This window comes from Pseudomonas sp. BIGb0176, from assembly GCF_024810175.1.
Lineage (GTDB): Bacteria > Pseudomonadota > Gammaproteobacteria > Pseudomonadales > Pseudomonadaceae > Aquipseudomonas > Aquipseudomonas protegens.
The window spans coordinates 332586-350887 of sequence record NZ_JANUEC010000003.1; the positions used below are offsets into that span (position 1 = coordinate 332586).

An 18302-nucleotide genomic window follows, 5' to 3' on the forward strand; every position below is an offset into this window, starting at 1 on the left:
ACCCTTGGCCGGCAAGCCGGCTCCTACGGGGCCGTGTAGGAGCCGGCTTGCCGGCGAACAGGGCCTTAAAAGGTAGTACGCAACCCCACTTCCACACTGCGCCCGGCGGCCGGCGCGATATCCCGCAGGATCGAGCTGGCATAGCGCACGGTCTGGTTGGTCAGGTTCTCGCCCTTGACGAAGGCCAGCCACTGGCTATGTCCGATATCGAAGCGATAACCGGCACTGGCGCCAAAGGTGGTGTAGCCATCGGTGCCGCTTTCGTTGTCCGGCACCCGGCCCTGGCTGGCGGCATGTTGTACATCCAGGCGTGCCTGCCAGCGGTCCAGTTCCCACAGCAGGCCACTGTTCAGGCGCAATGGAGCGATGCGGGGCAGGTCCTGGCCGTTATCCAGGTTCTTGGCCCGGGTGTAGTCGCCGGACAGTTCCAGGGCGAACTTGCCGTAGGCGTTTTCCCCCAGGGTCCAGCGATCCTGGGCCTCGATCCCACTGAAGCGTGCCCGCACTCCGCTGTAGGCGTATTCCGGGATACCTGTCGCATCTTCTTCGCCTTCATCGTTGAGGGTGCGCCCCGTGCCCAGCAGGCCGATGTAGTTGGAGAAGTGGCTGTAGAACACGCCGACGCTGCCTTTGTGGATGCCGTTGTCGAAGCGCAGGGCTAGGTCGCTGGACACGGCTTTTTCCTTCGATAGCTTGGCGCTGCCCACTTCATAGGTGCCGGTGGCGACGTGGGCGCCGTTGGCATACAGCTCGTAGAAGGTCGGGGCGCGCTCGGTGTAGCCCAGGGTCGCGGCCAGGGACCAGACCGGGGTCAGGGTGTAGACCGCCCCCGAGGACAGGCTGCCGGCGGTGAAGCTGCTGGACTTGTCGGCCTGGGCGAAGCGTTCGTTGCCCTTGCTGTCCGGGTCCACGGTGGTGTGTTCCAGGCGCCCGCCGAGGCTGAGCCGCAGGCGTTCGGTGGCTTGCAGTTCTTCGAGGATGAACAGCGCGCCGCTGTTGGTATCGGTCTGTGGCACGAAGGCTTCTTCGCCCAGGGCGGAGAATTCGTTGCGGTTGACCTGTGCACCGATCACCCCTTCGAGCGGGCCCAGCGGCTGGTGCCGGGCCTCGACACGGGCCTCGTAGCCCTTGTTCTTGAAGGTGGTGCCGGTTTCGCCGCCCTCGATCTCGCGGTGTTCGTAGTCGGTGTAGCCGGCGTTGAACTTGAGCGAGCTGAACGGGCCCTGCAGGTTGCGCAGTTCCGAAGCGAAGGCGTAGTGGTCCTGCTTCATGCGGATGCGCACGTCTTCTTCGGCGGGGGAGCCGTAGTTGGAGTCGTAGTTGCTGTAGGACAGGCCGGCATAGCCGTCGTCCCAGGTGTAGGAACCGCCGATGGCACCGCCGTCCTGGCGACCGTCGCTGTTGCCCAGGCGGCCTTTCTTGCCATCCCCGTCTTCACTGGCCGCAGCGTGACGGCTGCGGGCGTAGCCGGGAATCTTCAGGTCATTGAACTGCCGCGAGTTGGCATCCAGGTGCAGGGCAAAGGTGCCATCGCCGGCTTCCAGCTTGCCGGCGCTGCTGCGGGTGGTGTCGGCGCCGCCGTAGCGCAACTCGCCCGCCCCGTGGATGCCCTCGATGGCCTCGGTGGGAATCCGATTGTCGAAGCTGTTGACCACCCCGCCAATGGCGTTGCCGCCGTACAGCAGGGCCGCCGGGCCGCGGACGATCTCGATGCGCTCGACGTTAACCGGGTCCAGGGGCACCGCATGGTCGTAGGACAGCGACGAGGCGTCGAGGGCCCCGACGCCGTTCTGCAGAATGCGAATCCGGTCGCCATCCAGGCCGCGAATGATCGGCCGGCTGGCCCCCGGCCCGAAGTAGGATGAAGACACGCCCGGCTGTTTGTTCAGGGTTTCACCGAGGCTGCCTTTTTGTTCCAGGGTCAGTTGGTCGCCTTCCAGCACAGTGCTTGGGGCGGCCAGTTCGGTGCTGCCCAGGGGGTTGGCGGTGATGACCTGCTGGGGCAATTCCACGGCATGGGCCTGGGAGGCGATCAGCAGCGCGGCGGACAGTGGCGACAGGCGCCAGAGCAGGGAGCGAGAAGGGCGGGGAGTTGAGCGGGACATCGGTCATTCCTTGGCGAACAGAGCGCTAGGCGCTTTGAGTCAGTGAGCAGGCGGGACACGGGGGTGCCCAAAATGCGGGTGAGTTGTTATTGATTGATACAATATAACATCTCTTTTATTTCGAAAAGCCAGGAACTTTTCGCCGTTCATGCCCGATCACCTCGGTGACGGGCTGCGACTACAGTTACTCAAGCGTGCTGGCGCGGGGCCAAGCCCTCGGCTAAGGTGCGCGGCTTTCCTCATTTTCTTCCCGCAAAGGCCTGGCATGACCGACACCCACACCGACCCGCTGCATGGCGTGACCCTGGAACAGATCCTCAAGGCGCTGGTGGAACACTACGAGTGGTCGGGGCTGGCCGAACGCATTGATATCCGCTGCTTCAAGAGCGACCCGAGCATCAAGTCGAGCCTGACCTTCCTGCGCAAGACGCCCTGGGCGAGGGAGAAGGTCGAGAAACTCTATGTGAAGTTGCAACGTACCAAGCGCCCGCTTTAAGGAGCTTTATGGCTGGCTTCTCGCTGCCGGGGCTGTGCACTCGGCGTGGCCTGATTGCCGTGGCGGCGATCCTTGGCTGGTTCGGGCTGACCGTCCAGCTGTACCTGATCCTGCTGTTGCGCTGGGACAGTGGCGCCAGCCTGCTGGGCGGGCTGGTGAACTTCTTCAGTTTCTTCACCGTGCTCAGCAATACCCTGGTGGCCAGCGTGCTGACCTGCGCCCTCAACCTGCGGGTTTCCAAGGGGCAGGCGTTCATGCTCCAGCCCTGGGTCAGCGGCGCCGTGGCGGCGAGCATTCTGCTGGTGGGGCTGGCCTACAGCCTGCTGTTGCGCCACCTCTGGCATCCCCAGGGTTGGCAATGGCTGGCGGACGAGTTGCTGCATGACGTGATGCCGCTGCTGTTCCTGGTCTATTGGTGGTGTTGCGTGCCCAAGGGCGGGCTGCGGATGAGGCACATCGGGTGGTGGACGCTCTACCCGATTGTGTATTTCGCCTACCTGTTGCTGCGTGGGCACTTGCTTGGGCTGTACCCCTATCCCTTCATCTCCGTGGACAGGCTGGGCTACCCCCGGGTGCTGCTCAATGCCCTCGGGATATTGGCGGGGTTCGTCCTGGTATCCCTGCTGCTGCTGGGGCTGGACCGCTGGCTGGGTAAACTCCGGTCCCGGGTCCCGTAGGAGCCGGCTTGCCGGTGAGGGGGCCCTTGGGACCGCCTTCGCTGGCAAGCCAGTTCCTACCCTGATGCGCGATTATTCTTCTTCGCTGCTGTCCAGGCGCCAGTAACCGGCGGCCTTGACGAATTCGTCGTTGAGCTGGTGCTCATCCAGCAGCACTCGACGCACCTGGCGCGACACCTTGCTCTCGGTGGCTACCCAGGCATACAGCTTGCCTTGCGGCACCTGCACCTGGCGCACCGTGCTGATCAGGTCCTGCCCGCCTGCGTCCCGTTCAACCCAGATCACCTGCACCTGGGCGGCGCTGTCCAGAGCCTGGCGTTCGGCGGCGTTCTGCACCTCGATCACCGCCAGCACCTGGCGCCCGGCCGGCAGTTCTTCCAGGCGCCGGGCAATGGCCGGCAGCGCGGTTTCATCGCCGATCAGCAGGTAGCTGTCGAAGATATCCGGCACCACCATCGAGCCCCGTGGCCCGCCGATGTGCAGGAACTGGCCCGGTGCGGCCTGTTCGGCCCAGGTGGAGGCGGGGCCGTCGCCGTGGAGCACGAAGTCGATGTCCAGTTCGCCCAGCTCCAGGTCATAGCGGCGCGGGGTGTAGTCGCGCATGGCGGGCATCGGGCCGCTGTCCTTGCCCGGGCCCAGTACCAGGGTTTCCAGGGCGGCTTGCTGTTCGGCGTTCTGCGGGAACAGCAGCTTCACATGGTCGTCGCTGCCCAGGCTGATGAACCCGGCCAGCTCAGGGCCGCCCAGGGTGATGCGGCGCATGCGCGGGGTCAGGTCGACTACGCGCAGCACCTCCAGGCGGCGGCGCTTGATCTCGTGCATGACCCGATGGATGGACAGTTCTGGGCTGGCAGTCATTGGCTTTTCTCCGGGGCGGGGTGGCTCACAGGACCATCGACAATGGCCTTGGCGGTGTTGTTCAGCAGGTCGCGCACCCGAAGGATTTCTTCCGGGCTCCAGCGGCCATGGTGCATTTGCAGGGCGTGGCGCAGGTTGTGCACCGCCTCGTGGATTTCAGCGGGGCGATCATGTCCGCGCAGGGAACGCTTGCTGACCTCGATGCGCATGCGCACGCCGTCCAGGGCGATGGCCTGCTCCTGCAGGGAAAGACGTCCGGCGTCGGTCACGCTGTAGCGCTTTTTGCCGCCTTCGGCATCGCCCTGGATCATTTCGCTTTCTTCGAGAAAGGTCAGGGTCGGGTAGATCACCCCGGGGCTGGGGCTGTAGGCGCCGTCGAACATGCTTTCGATCTGGCGGATCAGGTCGTAGCCGTGGCAGGGCTGCTCGGCGATCAGCGCCAACAGCAGCAGTTTCAGGTCGCCGGGGGCGAATACCCGGGGCCCGCGGCCACCGCGTTCGCGGCCCGGGCGGCGTTCGAAGATCTCATGGCTGTCCCCGTGCTCGCGATGGGGAGGGTGGTGGTGCTCTCTCATTTTCTCTTTCTCCGTTTCGATTTAGACATAACTTAAGATATATCTTAAGAGTGACGCAAGCACTTCTGCCTGCGGCAATGCTGCCGTTTGTCGGAGAGAGAGGGGGCTGCCTGTCGTGATTCAGCGTTGCGCCACGCTGCCCAGGCATTGGGTGCCACTGCCCGGTTGCAGGTAGGGCATGAGGATCGGCGCCATGCCCTTGAGCACCTGCACCGGCAAGGCCGAGGTGAATCTGAAGGCCTGGGCCGAGGCCCCCGGCACGTAGGCGGTAAGGGTGCCGAAATGGTGGTCGCCGATGTAGAACACGAAGGTTGCGGTGCGGTTGATGGATTTGGAGCTCAACACCCGCCCGCCGGCGCCAATGGCTTCGATGCGGTTGTCGCCGGTACCGGTCTTGCCGCCCATGGCCAATGGCGTGCCATCAGCCAGCTTGAAGCTGCCGGACACCCGTTTCGCGGTGCCGGCATCCACCACCTGCGACAAGGCTCCGCGCAGCGCCGTGGCCACCTCCGAGGGCATCACCCGCTTGCCCTTGTCCGGGTCGTTGAGCAGGCGGGTTTCATAGGGCGTGCCGGCGGCGAAGTGCAGGCTGTCGATGCGCAAGGTTGGCAGGCGCACGCCGTCGTTGAGGATGGTGCCCACCAGTTCCGCCAACGCCGCGGGGCGGTCGCCGGAGCTGCCGATAGCAGTGGCCAGGGACGGTACCAGGTGGTCGAACGGATAGCCGACGCTCTGCCAGCGCTGGTGGATATCGAGGAAGGCCTCGATCTCCAGCATGGTGCGGATACGGCTGTCGCGGGCACTGCGATGGCGGCTCTTGAACAGCCAGCTGTAGACCTCCTGGCGCTCGAACTCGCTGGCCTTGACGATCTGGGTGAAGTTCGCCTCCGGGTTGTTCATCAGGTAGCCCAGCAGCCAGAGGTCCAGGGGGTGGACCTTGGCGATGTAGCCCTGGTCCGGCAGGTCATAGGCGCCGGGGCCGTAGCTGGCGTAGAGCTTGTCCAGGCGCTCGTCGGTGAGCTTCTCGCTGACCTTGGCGCTCTTCATGTGGGCCCGGACGAAGCGGTTGAAGCTCTCCTGGCTGGCGTCCGGCAGCAGGTAGCGGTGCACGGCGGCGAGGCGGATTGCCGTGGGGTGCATGCTGTCGAGGAAGGTTTCCAGGCGCGACTGGGTGTCCTTGTTGCGGTACTTCTTCCAGAAACGCAGCAGGAACGAGGTGCCCTCACGGTCGGCAAAGCGTGCCAGGTACTCCTGGCGCCGCGGGTTCTGGTCGTCCTTGAGCAATTCGGCGCTGCTGCTGTCGCCGCCATAAGTGCTGTAGCGCACCAGGTCGCGCATCAGGCGGATGAACGGCAGGTTGATGGATTCGCGCAGGGCATCGCGCAGGGTCGGGCTGCGGCCGTTGTCTTCGTTGCGAAAGTTGTGGAAGTGATGCACCCCGCCACCGGTGAAGAAGGCCTCGCCGGGGCTGGCGGAGTAGGTGCGGTCCAGGGCGGCGTCGAGCATCTTCGGCAGGCTGCGGTCGCTGTTCTGCATCAGGTAGTCGAGGGCCCAGCGGCTCAGGCGGTCCTGCTCGTTCACCGGGATCTTTTTCAACTGCGCGGGTGTTTGCCCGGCGTACTTGTCGTGCAGCTCGGAAATGATCTGCAGGTAGGTGGTCAGCACCCGCAGCTTGGCGGTGGAGCCCAGTTCCAGCTTGCTGCCTTCGTTGATGTCGAAAGGCTGGTCGGTGCTGTCGGTCTGCACCCGCACCCGCGAGCCGTCGGGGGTCAGTTCGAACAGGGTGAAGCTGTAGCGCACCTGGGTGGTGCTGGTGGGGGTCAGCAGGCGTTCGCCTAGCACACCAATCTGCGCGGCAAAGGCCGGGTCCGCAAGGTGCTTGAGGTACTCGGTGGCCTGGCGCTGCAGGTCGCTCTGCAAGGTGCTGGTGGCCGAGAGGTCGAGGCGGTCCAGGTCATACAGTGGCCGGTTGAGCAGGGCGGCGAGGCGGCTGCGGGCGACGCTGATGCCCTTGTTGGTCTCGATCGGCTGAATGGTCGGCTGCTGCTGCCAGTCCCGGTAGGTCACCTGGCTGGCCAGGGCGGCGCTGCTCAGCGCCGGGTCGATGACGTTGTTCTGTGCCAGCAGGCGGATATGGCTGTCCGTCAGATCCGCCAGTTCTGCGCGCCCCTTGGCCAGGTAATGGGAGGGACGGCGCTGGGCAATCATCAGTGACAGCACCTGGCGCAGGGCCAGCCCTCGTGCGGCGAGGCTTTTCGAGTCCATGGCGGTGCTGCCGAGCACCTGGTTGACCTTGTCGAAGTCAGCGCCATACCAGACCCGCAGCCCCTCGGCCATGCCGTGCACTTCGCCGTGGCCGGGCACCGCGGACAGCGGCACGCTGTTGAGGTAGTCGCGCACGATGCGTTTGCGGGCCTCCAGGGTCTGTGGGCCGTCCTGATAGGCCCGCACGCTGGCGGAAACCATCTGCCGGATCTTCTCGCCCCCGGATACCGTCAGGCCATCCGGCGAATGGCGGTATTTTTCCAACTGGGTGGCCAGGGTGCTACCCCCGGCGCTCTGCCCCGGCAGGTGCAAGAGCCGGGCGATCTGCGACCAGGCGGCCTTGGCAAAGCGCGGCCAGTCCACCGCCGGGTTGGCCTCGGCCGGCTTGGGGGCCAGCAGATCGCGGTTCTCGATGAACAGCAGGCTGTGCACCACCAGCGGCGGAATACTGGCAAAGCTCTCATACAGCTGTTGCGGGTAATTGAACTGGTACAGGGGCGCGGCGCGGCAGTCGGTAATGGACAGGCCAGCCTGGATCTTTTCGGTGTAGGGCACGAAAAATCCGCTTTTGCTGTAGTCCATCAGTGCCGGGGAGAAACGCGTCTGGGCGTCGATCAGGTAACCGCGCTTGAGCAAGCGTGGCAGGAACTCCCCCAGGGCGCTGTAGCCCAGGCGCCGGTCGAACGGCCCGGCACCGGGATAGAGCACGGCATCACTGGGGCCGGGCTCCAGGGAGTAGCTCAGGTCAGCGGCCAGCCGGCTGAATTCCCGGGCCTGGAGTTTCGAGGTGCGCATCTCCCGGGCAGCGGCAAAGCCAAGGGCAATCAGGGCGATCAGCAGCAACAGCCAGAACAGGCGCCAGGCATAACGGCGGGATTTGCGGCGTTTCGGTAAAGGCGTTTCGTCCTCGCTGTGGCTTGGCACTGCGTTCTTATGCGAATCGGTCTGCCACAGAGCGCCCATAGTCGATTGATCCATTCACGCAGATTGATCGGACTTGCCTGAAGCTTAGTCGGTGGTGGGCGTCGGTGAAGAAAATGTGAAAACGACCCGGCCCCGCTTCTGTGGCAAGGGAGCAAGCTCCCTCGCCACAGGGTAGAGCCTTTTCCCAGGTAAATACGCCCTAGGTAGGGGCATGACGATGCACCAGGCCTGTGCAATACTCCCGGCCCTTTCCGAGTGAGGTTTCAGGGCAAAAAGCAGGTAATGCTTCTCCGTGAAAGCGGTATTTGCCGAGATTTCTCTCTGAATATTGCAACTTATAGAGTGAAAAGCCCTGTCGGGAGCTTTTTATACTGCGCACCCCGCTGATCTGGCAGGTCTTGTCCTACCAGACGCTCCGTCCCACAAGGCCGGTGCGGTCGAGCAAGCTTCGGCTATCCGCTGGTGCTTCGAAGGCTCGGTGGTTCATATCCAATAACAAAATGAGGTTGTATCTCTATGCCAGTTGGCAACCAACTGCCCCACGGCGAGACCGCTCAGGGCGGCCCGCTGAAACGCGAACTCGGCGAACGGCATATTCGCTTGATGGCCCTCGGCGCCTGTATCGGTGTCGGCCTGTTCCTCGGCTCGGCCAAGGCCATCGAGATGGCCGGCCCGGCCATCATGCTGTCCTACATCATTGGCGGCCTGGCGATCCTGGTGATCATGCGCGCCCTCGGCGAGATGGCGGTGCATAACCCGGTCGCAGGTTCCTTCAGCCGTTACGCACAAGACTACCTGGGCCCGCTGGCGGGCTTTCTCACCGGCTGGAACTACTGGTTCCTGTGGCTGGTGACCTGTGTTGCGGAAATCACCGCAGTGGCGGTGTACATGGGGATCTGGTTCCCCGATGTGCCGCGCTGGATCTGGGCCCTGGCGGCCCTGGTGAGCATGGGCTCGATCAACCTGATCGCGGTCAAGGCCTTCGGTGAGTTCGAGTTCTGGTTCGCCCTGATCAAGATCGTCACCATCATCGCCATGGTGGTCGGCGGTATCGGTATCATCGCCTTCGGTTTCGGCAATGACGGCGTGGCCCTGGGCATCTCCAACCTGTGGACCCACGGCGGCTTCATGCCCAATGGCGTGACCGGCGTGCTGATGTCCCTGCAGATGGTGATGTTCGCCTACCTGGGCGTAGAGATGATCGGCCTCACCGCCGGTGAAGCGCGTAACCCGCAAAAGACCATTCCCAACGCCATCGGCTCGGTGTTCTGGCGCATCCTGCTGTTCTACGTGGGCGCGCTGTTCGTGATCCTGTCGATCTACCCGTGGAACGAGATTGGCACCCAGGGCAGCCCCTTCGTGATGACCTTCGAGCGCCTGGGTATCAAGACCGCCGCCGGCATCATCAACTTCGTGGTGATCACCGCTGCGCTGTCGTCCTGCAACGGCGGCATCTTCAGCACCGGGCGCATGCTCTACAGCCTGGCGCAGAACGGCCAGGCCCCGGCCGGCTTCGCCAAGACCTCGAACAACGGCGTGCCACGTCGCGCGTTGCTGCTGTCGATCTTCGCCCTGCTGCTGGGCGTGCTGCTGAACTATTTGGTGCCGGAAAAAGTGTTCGTCTGGGTGACCTCCATCGCCACCTTCGGTGCGATCTGGACCTGGGTGATGATCCTTCTGGCCCAGCTCAAGTTCCGCAAGGGCCTGAGCCCGGCAGAACGTGCCGGCCTGAAGTACCGCATGTGGCTGTACCCGATCAGTTCCTACCTGGCCCTGGCCTTCCTGGTACTGGTGGTGGGGCTGATGGCCTACTTCCCGGATACCCGTGTGGCGCTCTATGTCGGCCCGGCGTTCCTGGTGCTGCTGACGGTGCTGTTCTATCTGTTCAAGCTGCAACCGACCAATGTCCAGCAAGGTTCGGCGCGATCGGCGTCCTGACCTGCGCTTGGGTGATGCGGCTGGCTTGAGCATCCCGGACTGAAACGCTGAGACCAGAAATCCGGCGACCTGCAAAGGCCGCCGGATTTTTTTTGCCCGGGTCAACCGCCCAGGGTGCCGCTGGTATCGGCGTCGAAGATGGCCTTGGTCTGCAGCGCCGCCGGCGCCAGCAGGGCGAGCAACGCCGTTTCGCTGTGGAGCTGATGGGCGGCCAGGGTCTTGGGTGTCGGCTCGATGGGAATCAGCACCTCTTCGCCGGGCCCATGCAGCCAGATCGCCGTGACCTGCAGCGCCGAGATGAACAGCAGGCGCAGTTCATAGCTTTTTCCCTGCAGTTGCGGCGCCTGTTCCGCCAGGTCCAGGGCGTTGACGGCGGACGCCGCCAGGCTGCCATGGTTCAGCGCAGAGAAGCCGACCTTGCCGGCCACCTCGGTCAACTGCGCATCGGCAATCGACACTCCGGCATCGAACACCAGGTAATGCCAGTCACCGGCCTTGGCCTCGGCCAGCCCCTTGCCCTGGGCCAGGTCCTCCAGGCTCAGGGCGTAGCCGCGAAAGGCCTGGGACAGATTCAGGTTACGGGCACGGGCCTTGGCAAACCCGCGGTTGATACCGAAACCCTGGGTCTGCAGGGCCGCCTGAAGGGCCGAGTGCAGGTGCTGGACGCCATCGACAGGCGCCTTGGGGTAAGTCAGTTGCATGTCGCCTCCTAGTTTTTTCGGGTGAAGTAGGTGTGGGTCCAGTTGCCGCCGCCGTTGTAGGAGCCGGGGAAACTGTTCAGGGCGCGGGTCGAGTAGCCGTAGATCGAATCCGCCACCAGGATGTAGCCGCCATCGCTGCCGTAGATCGTCAGGAAATGCGCGCCGCCACCGTACCAGGCACAGCGCAGGCCGACGGGGCGGCCCATGCCGAGCTGGTTGTCGATGGCCGGCATCTGCATCCGGTCCTCACGCATGCCGCCGTAGCAGCGGGTGGTGCGCAGGGCCGAATCCAGGTAGCCGTAGACGTTGCACGGCCCGGGCTGGCTGCAGCAGGAGTTGCGGCCCAGTTCGGCGTTGGCCACTCCGCACTGGGTCCAGGAACCGGTGCCGTAGTAGTTGCCCACCGATGCGGACAATGCTGCCCAGCACCAGTTGCTCTGGGTTTGCTGCTGCACGCTGAAGTTGAGCCGGGCAGCGGCCTGGGGCGCGGCTTCGGTGTGTGGATCGACTTCGCTCAGTTGCGGGTCGAGCAGGCTGCCGGCCAGGCACTGGGGCAGGGCCTGGGGAGCGTCGCCTGGGGTCAGGTTGCTACTTAACATGTTCATCCTCCATGAATGAAATCCAGCCTCCGGCTGGTGTCGTCGTTGCGTGTCGGGCTACTGCGCGTAGCCGGACCCGGGACATGATGTTGCGCTGGACCAGCCTCGATGGCCTGCGTTGACCGGGTCTGCAAACAACCTTAGAGGATTGATGCGTCAATGCAATTAAAATATGCGTTTATGCATACCGCCTGCCGTGGACGTCCCTGGAAAGAGGGGCATCCATGGCGATGGCCGGGGCTATTTTTCGTCGAGGAAATGTTCCAGGGCTGCATTGAACAGGCCCGGGTCCTGGAGGAAGGCGAAGTGGCTGACGTTGGGCAGGATCAGCAGCCCGGCGCCGGGAATCGCCTGGGCCATGTATTCGGTGTGCTCGCGCTTGATGGCTTCATCGTGGTCGCCATCGACGATCAGTACCGGCGTCTTGATCTTCGCCAGGTCGGCGTCGCTCCAGTTCGGCTGGCTGGCCCACATGTGGCCGATCTGCTCGACAAAGGCCGGGTACTCCTTGGGCGTGGGTGACAGGCGGGTGTACTCCTGGCCGGCGCGCTCGATGTAGGCGGCGAAGGTCGGGTTGTTCTCCACGCCTTCTTTGACCCCTGAGGTCTGGGTGTTGGCGGCGTAGGCGAAGACCTTGCCGACCCGCTGCGGGTAACGCATGGCCAGGTCCAGGCCGAGGATCGCGCCGTCGCTCCAGCCGACGAAATCGGCGCGGGGGATCTTCAGCTGGTCCAGCAGGGCGATCACGTCGTCGGCCATCAGGTCGTAGCCGTAGGGCCGGGCGTCCCGGGTGCTGCGCCCGTGGCCGCGGCTGTCGACGCTGATCACCGTGTGCCGGGCGGCCAGGGCCTTGGCCTGGAGCCCCCAATAGTCGGCATTACCCAGGCCGCCATGCAGCAGCACCACCGGTGAGCCGTGGCCGAGCTTGCTGTAATACAGGCGGATGCCGTTGACTTCGGCATAACCGGCTTGCGCCCCGGCCACCGGGGCCGGTGTGGGCGGCAGGCTCTGCCAGCGTTCGCCGGCAAAGGCACTGTTGAAGGACATCAGTAAAGCGATCACTGCAAACAGACGACGAGGCATGGGCTTCTCCGTGCATGGGCCCTCTGGTCGGACCGACCTTGGGCAGGTGGTTACCGCGATTGAGTCGATGCGAGACAGGCTAGACGTCGATGATCACCAGGGTGCCGTGGCTGCCGGGCAGCACGCTATGGGCCTGGCCGGCCTCCACCAGGTACATCTGGCCCGTCGCCACTTCCACCACGGCCTGGCCAATGCCCAGGTGCAGGCAGCCCTGGGTCACCAGCAGGCCTTCGTTGAAGTCGTGGGTTTCTTCCGGGTAGGGCTGGCCGTCCATGCGCAGCACCTTGATGCGGGCCGGGCCGACCTGGCCCACCAGCGTGGATTGCCAGGGCGCTGGCAGTTGGCGGCACAGTTGTTCGAATGACAGCAAGGGCATGGCGGGTCTCCGAAAGGTCAGTGGGGTTGGGGTCTGCTTTCGGTGGTCCGGTCAAGCAAGGTCTGGGTCGGGTTTTCTAGAACTCGTTCATCAACAGCACACGGCATTCGCGGCGCTGAAAAGCATTGATCTGCGGCACCAGGCGGGTGAAGTGCTCGGTCTGGCAGTGGGTGTCGAGGGCCGCTTGGTCCGGCCACTGTTCGACGAAGATGAAGTGCCCGGGGTCTTTCTGATCGACGAACAGATCGTAGGCGATGCACAGCGGTTCCTGGCGGGTTTTTTCCACCAGTTCGGCGTACCACGGGCGCACGGTGTCCAGGTGTTCGGGCTGGATGAAATCTTCAGCGATGACCTTGAGCATTGCAATCTTCCTTGGGTGATGCCCCGCGCTCCCCGGCAACCGGGGAGCACTGGGCAATGGGGCTTAAGCGGCGGCTTCGGTGTTGGGTTCGAAGCTGTCGGCCCGGGCCAGTTGCCACATGCGCGAGTAGAACTCGCCGTTGACCTCGCCGGTGAGCAGCTCGCCGGGCTTGAGGAACACGTGCAACTGGGAGAACAGCTTGATCTCGGTGGCCGACATGCGTCGCACCAGGTGCTTGGCTTCCAGTTGCGAAGGGTGTTGCAGGCCGGCGGCAGCGAGCATTTCCGCCAGGGCCTTAAGGGTGTTGCGGTGGAAGCTGAATACCCGCTGGGCCTTGTCCGGCACCACCAGGGCGCGCTGGCGCAGGTTGTCCTGGGTGGCGACACCGGTGGGGCACTTGTTGGTATGGCAGCTCTGGGACTGGATGCAGCCGATGGCGAACATGAAGCCCCGGGCCGAGTTGGCCCAGTCGGCACCGATGGCCAGCACGCTGGCGATGTCGAAGGCGCTGACGATCTTGCCACTGGCGCCGAGCTTGATCTTGTCCCGCAGGTTCAGGCCCACCAGGGTGTTGTGGACGAACAGCAGGCCCTCGCGCATCGGTGCGCCGATGTGGTCGGTGAACTCCACGGGGGCCGCGCCGGTGCCGCCTTCCTTGCCGTCCACCACGATGAAGTCCGGCAGGATGCCGGTTTCCAGCATGGCCTTGGCGATGCCCATGAACTCCCAGGGGTGGCCCAGGCAGAACTTGAAGCCCACCGGCTTGCCGCCGGACAGCTCACGCAGTTGCTGGATGAAATGCATCATCTCGATCGGGGTGGAAAAGGCGCTGTGGCTCGACGGTGAAATGCAGTCCTCGCCCATGCGGATGCCCCGGGTGTCGGCGATTTCCTGGGTCACCTTGTGCTTGGGCAGGATGCCGCCGTGGCCAGGCTTGGCGCCCTGGCTCATCTTGATCTCGATCATCCGCACCTGGGGGTTCTGCGCCTGCACGGCGAAGCGCTCCGGGTCGAAACGGCCGTCGCTGGTGCGGCAGCCGAAGTAGCCGCTGCCCAGTTCCCAGGTCAGGTCGCCGCCGTGTTCGCGGTGGTAGGGGCTGATGCTGCCTTCACCGGTGTCGTGGGCGAAGTTGCCGAGCTTGGCACCCTGGTTCAGGGCGCGGATGGCGTTGGCGCTGAGGGAGCCGAAGCTCATGGCCGAGATGTTGAACACCGAGGCCGAGTAGGGCTGGGTGCATTGCGGGCCGCCGACGGTCACGCGAAAGCTGTTGGGATCACTCAGGGGCGCCGGGCGCATGGAGTGGCCGATGAATTCGAAGCCCGACTGGTAGACATCGATCAGGGTGCCGAAGGGTTTGTCGGCGCTTTCGTTCTTGGCCCGGGAGTACACCAGGGAGCGTTGGGCGCGGGAAAAGGGCAGGGCGTCGCTGTCGGATTCCAGCAGGTACTGGCGGATCTCCGGGCGGATGCCTTCCACCAGGTAGCGGATATTGCCCAGGATCGGGTAATTGCGCCGCACCGCGTGCGGGCTTTGCAGCAGGTCGAAGATCCCCAGCAGGCTCAGCAGGCCGGTGACCAGGGCGAATGGCCAGAGCCAGTCGTGTTCGAGAAAGGGCAGGCTGGCGAGGGTGAAAATCACACAGGCGGCAAAGAAGGCGTAGCGGCTCAGAAGGGACAGGCTCATACGGTTTCCTTGGTTCGGACTCATTAAGGTCGTTTATCAGTACTCATTCTTATGGGTGCACAAGATCTTATTGTTGTGTGGGGCTGCCGGGGCGGCCCTGAAGGGGTATCAGGCGCTTTGCGCCTGGAGAAAAATCGAAAACAGCTCGGACTGGGATTTGATGCCCAGCTTGCTGTAGATGTGCTTTTTATGAACTTTCACGGTTTCGGCGGAGATTTCCAGCTTACGAGCGATCTCCTTGTTGGAGCAACCGCTGAGCATCAGGCGCCCCACATCCAGCTCCCGGGCGGTGAGTTGTGCGCCCCGCAGTTGTTGCATGGAGTGGTCCAGCTGGCTGCGCCAATCGGGCATTGGATGCAATTGCGCTGGGTTGTCTTGCTCAATGCTTTCGTGGGGCAGGCGCTGGCGCAGCAAGGCCACCACCCAGGGCTCGATCAGTGACAGCAGGGCGATCTGGGGTGGGGCGAAGCGTTGTCGCGAACCCAGGGACAGGCACAGGGTGCGGTCGTCCGCCAGCTGGCAATTGAACTGGATCTCATCGGCCACCACATTCAGACGAAAGTAGCGTTGGTAGTACTCGGTCAGCTGGAAGTGTTCCGGGGCCACTTCCGCCAGGCGCAGCAGGCCGCTGCGCGATTGTTCGCGGCTGGCAACGTAGAAGGGGTCGAGCAGGTACAGGCCGTTGAGGTAGTCCTGGAACAACTGGTCGGGGCTGCCGTCCTCCCCCGGGCATTCGGCGAACACCAGGGGTTTGCGCTCACTGCAAAACAGCAGCGCCACCCAGCTGTCGAAACTCACGTACTGCTCCAGCAGGCGTACCAGCTGGGGCCAGAAACTGGCCTGGTCCAGGGCTTCGATCATCTGCCCCACCGAGCGGTGCCAGGCGATGTCATCCAGCGACAATGTCATGCATCTACCCCTATCGGGTTACCCCGGCTGCGTGATTTGCGGGCCGGTTGCTGCTGCGCATACTGCGGCACAGCCAAAGAACAAGGAATACCCATGAAGGTTGAACTGGCCCAGTTGGCGGGCCGTGATAACGCCACAGCTTACAACCTGGAACGGGCCCTGGCGGCCATTGCCGCCTGCGCCGCCGATACCCGGTTGATCGTGTTTCCAGAAACCCACCTGATGGGTTTCCCCAGCGCCGAGACCGTGGCCGCCGTGGCCGAGCCGCTGGATGGCCCCACCGTGCAGGCCGTGATCCAGGCCGCCCGGGCGCGCAATATCGCGGTGGTGATCGGCATGGCCGAAAACGACGACGGCCGATTCTATAACACCACTTTGCTGATTACCCCCGAGGGCATCGCCCTGCGTTATCGCAAGACCCACCTATGGGCGTCCGACCGCGGTGTGTTCACCCCCGGTGACCGCTACGCCACCTGCCTGTGGAACGGTGTGCGGGTCGGCCTGCTGATCTGCTACGACATCGAGTTCCCCGAAAGCGCCCGGGCCCTGGCGCAACTGGGCGCCGAACTGCTGATCGTGACCAACGGCAACATGGACCCCTACGGGCCCACCCACCGTACCGCGATCATGGCCCGGGCCCAGGAAAACCAGGCGTTCGCGCTAATGGTCAACCGAGTGGAAGAAGGCGATGGCGGCCTGCTGTTCGCCGGCGGCAGCGCCCTGGTGGACCCCCTGGGTAGCCTGCTGTTCGAAGCCGGGCGCGAGGAAGGTCAGTTCAAGGTCGAGCTGGATCTCAAGCAACTGCAGGTGGCGCGCCAGGACTACCGCTACCTCGAAGACCAGCGCCTGAAGCTTGCGGGCGAAGTGCTCGAACACGGCGATGGCGTGCGTGAACTGCTGATTCCGATCCGCTGAAAGGGCCGTCCGCGGACGGCCAATCCCATAAGAAAGACCCCCTGCTTCACTCATTTCAGTCCTGCCATAAATCTAATAATTGCGGAGTACTCGCTCATGGCTCGCTTGCAACGCACCCTTTCATTGGGCGCGGTGGTGCTGTTCGGTATCGCTTACATGACGCCGATCATTGTCCTCGGCACCTTTGGCATCCTCGCCCAATCCACCGCTGGCATGGTGCCGGCAGCCTATCTGGCAGCGCTGGTGGCGATGTTCTTCACCGCCATGAGCTACGGGCGCATGGCCGCGGCGTTTCCCGTGGCCGGCTCGGCTTACAGCTATGTGCGCAAGGCCATCAGCCCCAAGCTGGGTTTCATCGCCGGCTGGGCGGTGCTGCTGGATTACCTGTTCCTGCCCATGGCCATCTGGCTGATCGGCGCCGCTTACCTGCATTCGGCGTTTCCCGGTGTACCGCAGTGGGTCTGGGTGCTGGCTTTCATCGGGGTGACCAGCGCGATCAATATCGTTGGCCTGAAACTGGCCAACGGCATCAACGGCCTGCTGATGCTGGTGCAGTTCCTGGTGCTGATCGCCTTTGTCGGCCTGTGCATCCACTACCTTGGTGGCGAGGCCGGGCGGCCGCTGTTCACCCTGGCACCGTTCTTCAACGGGCAGATGCACCTGCCGCTGATCATGAGCGGGGCGGCAATCGCCTGTTATTCATTCCTGGGCTTTGACGCGGTCAGCACCCTGACCGAGGAAACCCGCGACCCACGGCGGACCATTCCCCGGGCGATCATGCTGATTACCCTGGTGGGCGGGCTGATCTTTGTCGCGGTGTCCTACTTCGTCCAGGTTGCCCATCCGTCCTTCGAGTTCGCCGATGTGGATTCGGCGGCCTACGAGATTGCGCGCAATATCGGCGGCGACCTGTTCGTCTCGATCTTCCTGATCGGGCTGATTGTCGGTCAGTTCGCCTCGGGGCTTTCGGCCCAGGCCAGCGGCTCGCGACTGCTGTTCGCCATGGGCCGCGACGGTGTCTTGCCCAAGCGCTTTTTCGGCAGCCTGCACGAGCGCTTCGGTACCCCGGTCAACAGCATCCTGCTGTGCGCCGTGGTGGCGTTGCTGGCATTGAAGCTGGATGTCACCACCTCGACGTCCTTCATCAACTTCGGCGCCTTCCTGGCCTTCAGCCTGGTCAACCTGTCGGTGATCTTTCATTACTGGGTGGGGGCCCGGCAGCGTGGCCTGCGGGAGCTGATCCTGTTCCTGATCTTTCCCCTCATCGGTCTGGCGGCCGATCTGTGGCTGATGTCCAGCCTCGATCACCTGGCGATCTACCTGGGGGCAAGCTGGCTGGTTATTGGCCTGGTGTACCTGGGTTTCCTCACTCGCGGTTTCTCCCGCCAGCCTCCGGAAATGGATTTTCAGGAAGCGGCATAGAACTGTCGGCAGTTTCCTTATTGCAATCGGTTCTCGTTTGGGTGATTTGGATATGTTATTGTATAACGCATCCAGCTCACCCAGATGCCCAGGAGGCCTCATGAAACCCGGTATCCATCCTGACTACCGCACCGTGCTTTTCCACGATACCGCTGCCGACGTGTACTTCCTCATCGGCTCCACCGTCGATACCGATCGCAGCCACACCTACAGCGACGGCAAGACTTACCCCTATGTGGCGCTGGACGTTTCCAGCGCCTCGCACCCGGTGTACACCGGCCAGCAGCGCAAGACCCAGTCCGAAGGCCGCATCGCCGGCTTCAACAAGCGTTTCGCTTCCTTCGGTTCCGGCGCCAAAGCCGCCCAGTGACGGCGTGCACGGCGAGTGTTGCGACTGCGCAACACTCGCTGAAGG

The 18302-nt window shown here is 63.8% G+C and carries 17 protein-coding genes; 6 read left to right on the plus strand and 11 right to left on the minus strand.

Annotated elements, in window-relative coordinates; all coding sequences use genetic code 11:
* Positions 1-65: 65 nt before the first annotated feature.
* Positions 66-2105 (minus strand): TonB-dependent receptor, encoded by a 2040-nt coding sequence (locus M2395_RS19605; protein ID WP_053153553.1) that lies wholly within the window; start codon positions 2103-2105, stop codon positions 66-68.
* 265 nt (positions 2106-2370) lie between these two features.
* Between M2395_RS19605 and M2395_RS19610 the strand changes: the two genes are divergently transcribed.
* Positions 2371-2601, plus strand: coding sequence for a VF530 family DNA-binding protein (locus tag M2395_RS19610; RefSeq protein ID WP_019093117.1), 231 nt, complete (start codon positions 2371-2373; stop codon positions 2599-2601).
* 8 nt (positions 2602-2609) lie between these two features.
* A complete protein-coding gene (locus M2395_RS19615; RefSeq protein ID WP_072450854.1) occupies positions 2610-3278 on the plus strand; it encodes a Pr6Pr family membrane protein in 669 nt (222 codons plus the stop codon).
* Positions 3279-3350: 72 nt separating this feature from the next.
* Here the strand turns inward: M2395_RS19615 and M2395_RS19620 are convergent, their stop codons facing one another.
* From M2395_RS19620 to M2395_RS19630, 3 genes are all read right to left on the minus strand, one after another.
* Positions 3351-4136, minus strand: a complete 786-nt coding sequence (locus M2395_RS19620; RefSeq protein ID WP_015636848.1) for a siderophore-interacting protein — start codon at positions 4134-4136, stop codon at positions 3351-3353.
* Complete coding sequence (locus M2395_RS19625) at positions 4133-4711, minus strand: PadR family transcriptional regulator (RefSeq protein WP_011063161.1); 579 nt, start codon at positions 4709-4711, stop codon at positions 4133-4135. Before M2395_RS19625 ends, M2395_RS19620 begins: the two co-directional genes overlap by 4 nt.
* A 120-nt stretch (positions 4712-4831) precedes the next feature.
* Positions 4832-7939 carry a transglycosylase domain-containing protein gene (locus M2395_RS19630; RefSeq protein ID WP_077934710.1) on the minus strand — a complete coding sequence of 1036 codons (3108 nt, stop codon included), beginning with the start codon at positions 7937-7939 and terminating at the stop codon, positions 4832-4834.
* A gap of 477 nt (positions 7940-8416) precedes the next feature.
* Between M2395_RS19630 and M2395_RS19635 the strand changes: the two genes are divergently transcribed.
* Positions 8417-9838, plus strand: a complete 1422-nt coding sequence (locus M2395_RS19635; protein WP_015636846.1) for an amino acid permease — start codon at positions 8417-8419, stop codon at positions 9836-9838.
* Positions 9839-9939: 101 nt separating this feature from the next.
* Here the strand turns inward: M2395_RS19635 and M2395_RS19640 are convergent, their stop codons facing one another.
* The 7 genes from M2395_RS19640 to M2395_RS19670 form a co-directional block, all read right to left on the minus strand.
* Positions 9940-10539: a hypothetical protein gene (locus tag M2395_RS19640; RefSeq protein WP_123431375.1), complete on the minus strand. Its 600-nt coding sequence runs from the start codon at positions 10537-10539 to the stop codon at positions 9940-9942.
* 8 nt (positions 10540-10547) lie between these two features.
* A complete protein-coding gene (locus M2395_RS19645; RefSeq protein WP_011063158.1) occupies positions 10548-11138 on the minus strand; it encodes a papain-like cysteine protease family protein in 591 nt (196 codons plus the stop codon).
* 240 nt (positions 11139-11378) lie between these two features.
* A complete protein-coding gene (locus M2395_RS19650) occupies positions 11379-12221 on the minus strand; it encodes an alpha/beta fold hydrolase (RefSeq protein WP_015636843.1) in 843 nt (280 codons plus the stop codon).
* Between the two features lie 79 nt (positions 12222-12300).
* A complete protein-coding gene (locus tag M2395_RS19655) occupies positions 12301-12597 on the minus strand; it encodes a cupin domain-containing protein (protein WP_123431374.1) in 297 nt (98 codons plus the stop codon).
* Between the two features lie 76 nt (positions 12598-12673).
* Positions 12674-12958, minus strand: coding sequence for a putative quinol monooxygenase (locus tag M2395_RS19660; RefSeq protein WP_019093120.1), 285 nt, complete (start codon positions 12956-12958; stop codon positions 12674-12676).
* 63 nt (positions 12959-13021) lie between these two features.
* Positions 13022-14641 carry an FMN-binding glutamate synthase family protein gene (locus M2395_RS19665; RefSeq protein WP_011063154.1) on the minus strand — a complete coding sequence of 540 codons (1620 nt, stop codon included), beginning with the start codon at positions 14639-14641 and terminating at the stop codon, positions 13022-13024.
* 108 nt (positions 14642-14749) lie between these two features.
* Complete coding sequence (locus M2395_RS19670; RefSeq protein ID WP_053153547.1) at positions 14750-15550, minus strand: LuxR C-terminal-related transcriptional regulator; 801 nt, start codon at positions 15548-15550, stop codon at positions 14750-14752.
* 93 nt (positions 15551-15643) lie between these two features.
* Between M2395_RS19670 and M2395_RS19675 the strand changes: the two genes are divergently transcribed.
* The 3 genes from M2395_RS19675 to M2395_RS19685 all read left to right on the plus strand — a co-directional run bounded on the left by M2395_RS19675 (position 15644) and on the right by M2395_RS19685 (position 18257).
* On the plus strand, positions 15644-16465 hold the full coding sequence (locus tag M2395_RS19675) for a carbon-nitrogen hydrolase family protein (RefSeq protein WP_015636841.1): 822 nt from the start codon (positions 15644-15646) through the stop codon (positions 16463-16465).
* A 96-nt stretch (positions 16466-16561) separates the two neighbouring features.
* Entirely contained in the window at positions 16562-17887 is a 1326-nt protein-coding gene (locus tag M2395_RS19680) for an APC family permease (protein ID WP_015636840.1), read from the plus strand.
* A gap of 100 nt (positions 17888-17987) precedes the next feature.
* The gene (locus M2395_RS19685; protein ID WP_011063150.1) at positions 17988-18257 is read left to right on the plus strand and encodes a type B 50S ribosomal protein L31; all 270 of its coding nucleotides are present in this window, start codon (positions 17988-17990) and stop codon (positions 18255-18257) included.
* Positions 18258-18302: the final 45 nt, after the last annotated feature.

Coding starts and splice junctions, on each gene's coding strand:
- M2395_RS19635 (WP_015636846.1), top strand. CDS start 8,417: ATGCCAGTTGGCAACCAACTGCCCCACGGCGAGACCGCTCAGGGCGGC.
- M2395_RS19665 (WP_011063154.1), bottom strand. CDS start 14,641: ATGAGCCTGTCCCTTCTGAGCCGCTACGCCTTCTTTGCCGCCTGTGTG.
- M2395_RS19605 (WP_053153553.1), bottom strand. CDS start 2,105: ATGTCCCGCTCAACTCCCCGCCCTTCTCGCTCCCTGCTCTGGCGCCTG.
- M2395_RS19615 (WP_072450854.1), top strand. CDS start 2,610: ATGGCTGGCTTCTCGCTGCCGGGGCTGTGCACTCGGCGTGGCCTGATT.
- M2395_RS19675 (WP_015636841.1), top strand. CDS start 15,644: ATGAAGGTTGAACTGGCCCAGTTGGCGGGCCGTGATAACGCCACAGCT.
- M2395_RS19610 (WP_019093117.1), top strand. CDS start 2,371: ATGACCGACACCCACACCGACCCGCTGCATGGCGTGACCCTGGAACAG.
- M2395_RS19630 (WP_077934710.1), bottom strand. CDS start 7,939: ATGGGCGCTCTGTGGCAGACCGATTCGCATAAGAACGCAGTGCCAAGC.
- M2395_RS19660 (WP_019093120.1), bottom strand. CDS start 12,958: ATGCTCAAGGTCATCGCTGAAGATTTCATCCAGCCCGAACACCTGGAC.
- M2395_RS19620 (WP_015636848.1), bottom strand. CDS start 4,136: ATGACTGCCAGCCCAGAACTGTCCATCCATCGGGTCATGCACGAGATC.
- M2395_RS19650 (WP_015636843.1), bottom strand. CDS start 12,221: ATGCCTCGTCGTCTGTTTGCAGTGATCGCTTTACTGATGTCCTTCAAC.
- M2395_RS19625 (WP_011063161.1), bottom strand. CDS start 4,711: ATGAGAGAGCACCACCACCCTCCCCATCGCGAGCACGGGGACAGCCAT.
- M2395_RS19645 (WP_011063158.1), bottom strand. CDS start 11,138: ATGTTAAGTAGCAACCTGACCCCAGGCGACGCTCCCCAGGCCCTGCCC.
- M2395_RS19685 (WP_011063150.1), top strand. CDS start 17,988: ATGAAACCCGGTATCCATCCTGACTACCGCACCGTGCTTTTCCACGAT.
- M2395_RS19655 (WP_123431374.1), bottom strand. CDS start 12,597: ATGCCCTTGCTGTCATTCGAACAACTGTGCCGCCAACTGCCAGCGCCC.
- M2395_RS19640 (WP_123431375.1), bottom strand. CDS start 10,539: ATGCAACTGACTTACCCCAAGGCGCCTGTCGATGGCGTCCAGCACCTG.
- M2395_RS19680 (WP_015636840.1), top strand. CDS start 16,562: ATGGCTCGCTTGCAACGCACCCTTTCATTGGGCGCGGTGGTGCTGTTC.
- M2395_RS19670 (WP_053153547.1), bottom strand. CDS start 15,550: ATGACATTGTCGCTGGATGACATCGCCTGGCACCGCTCGGTGGGGCAG.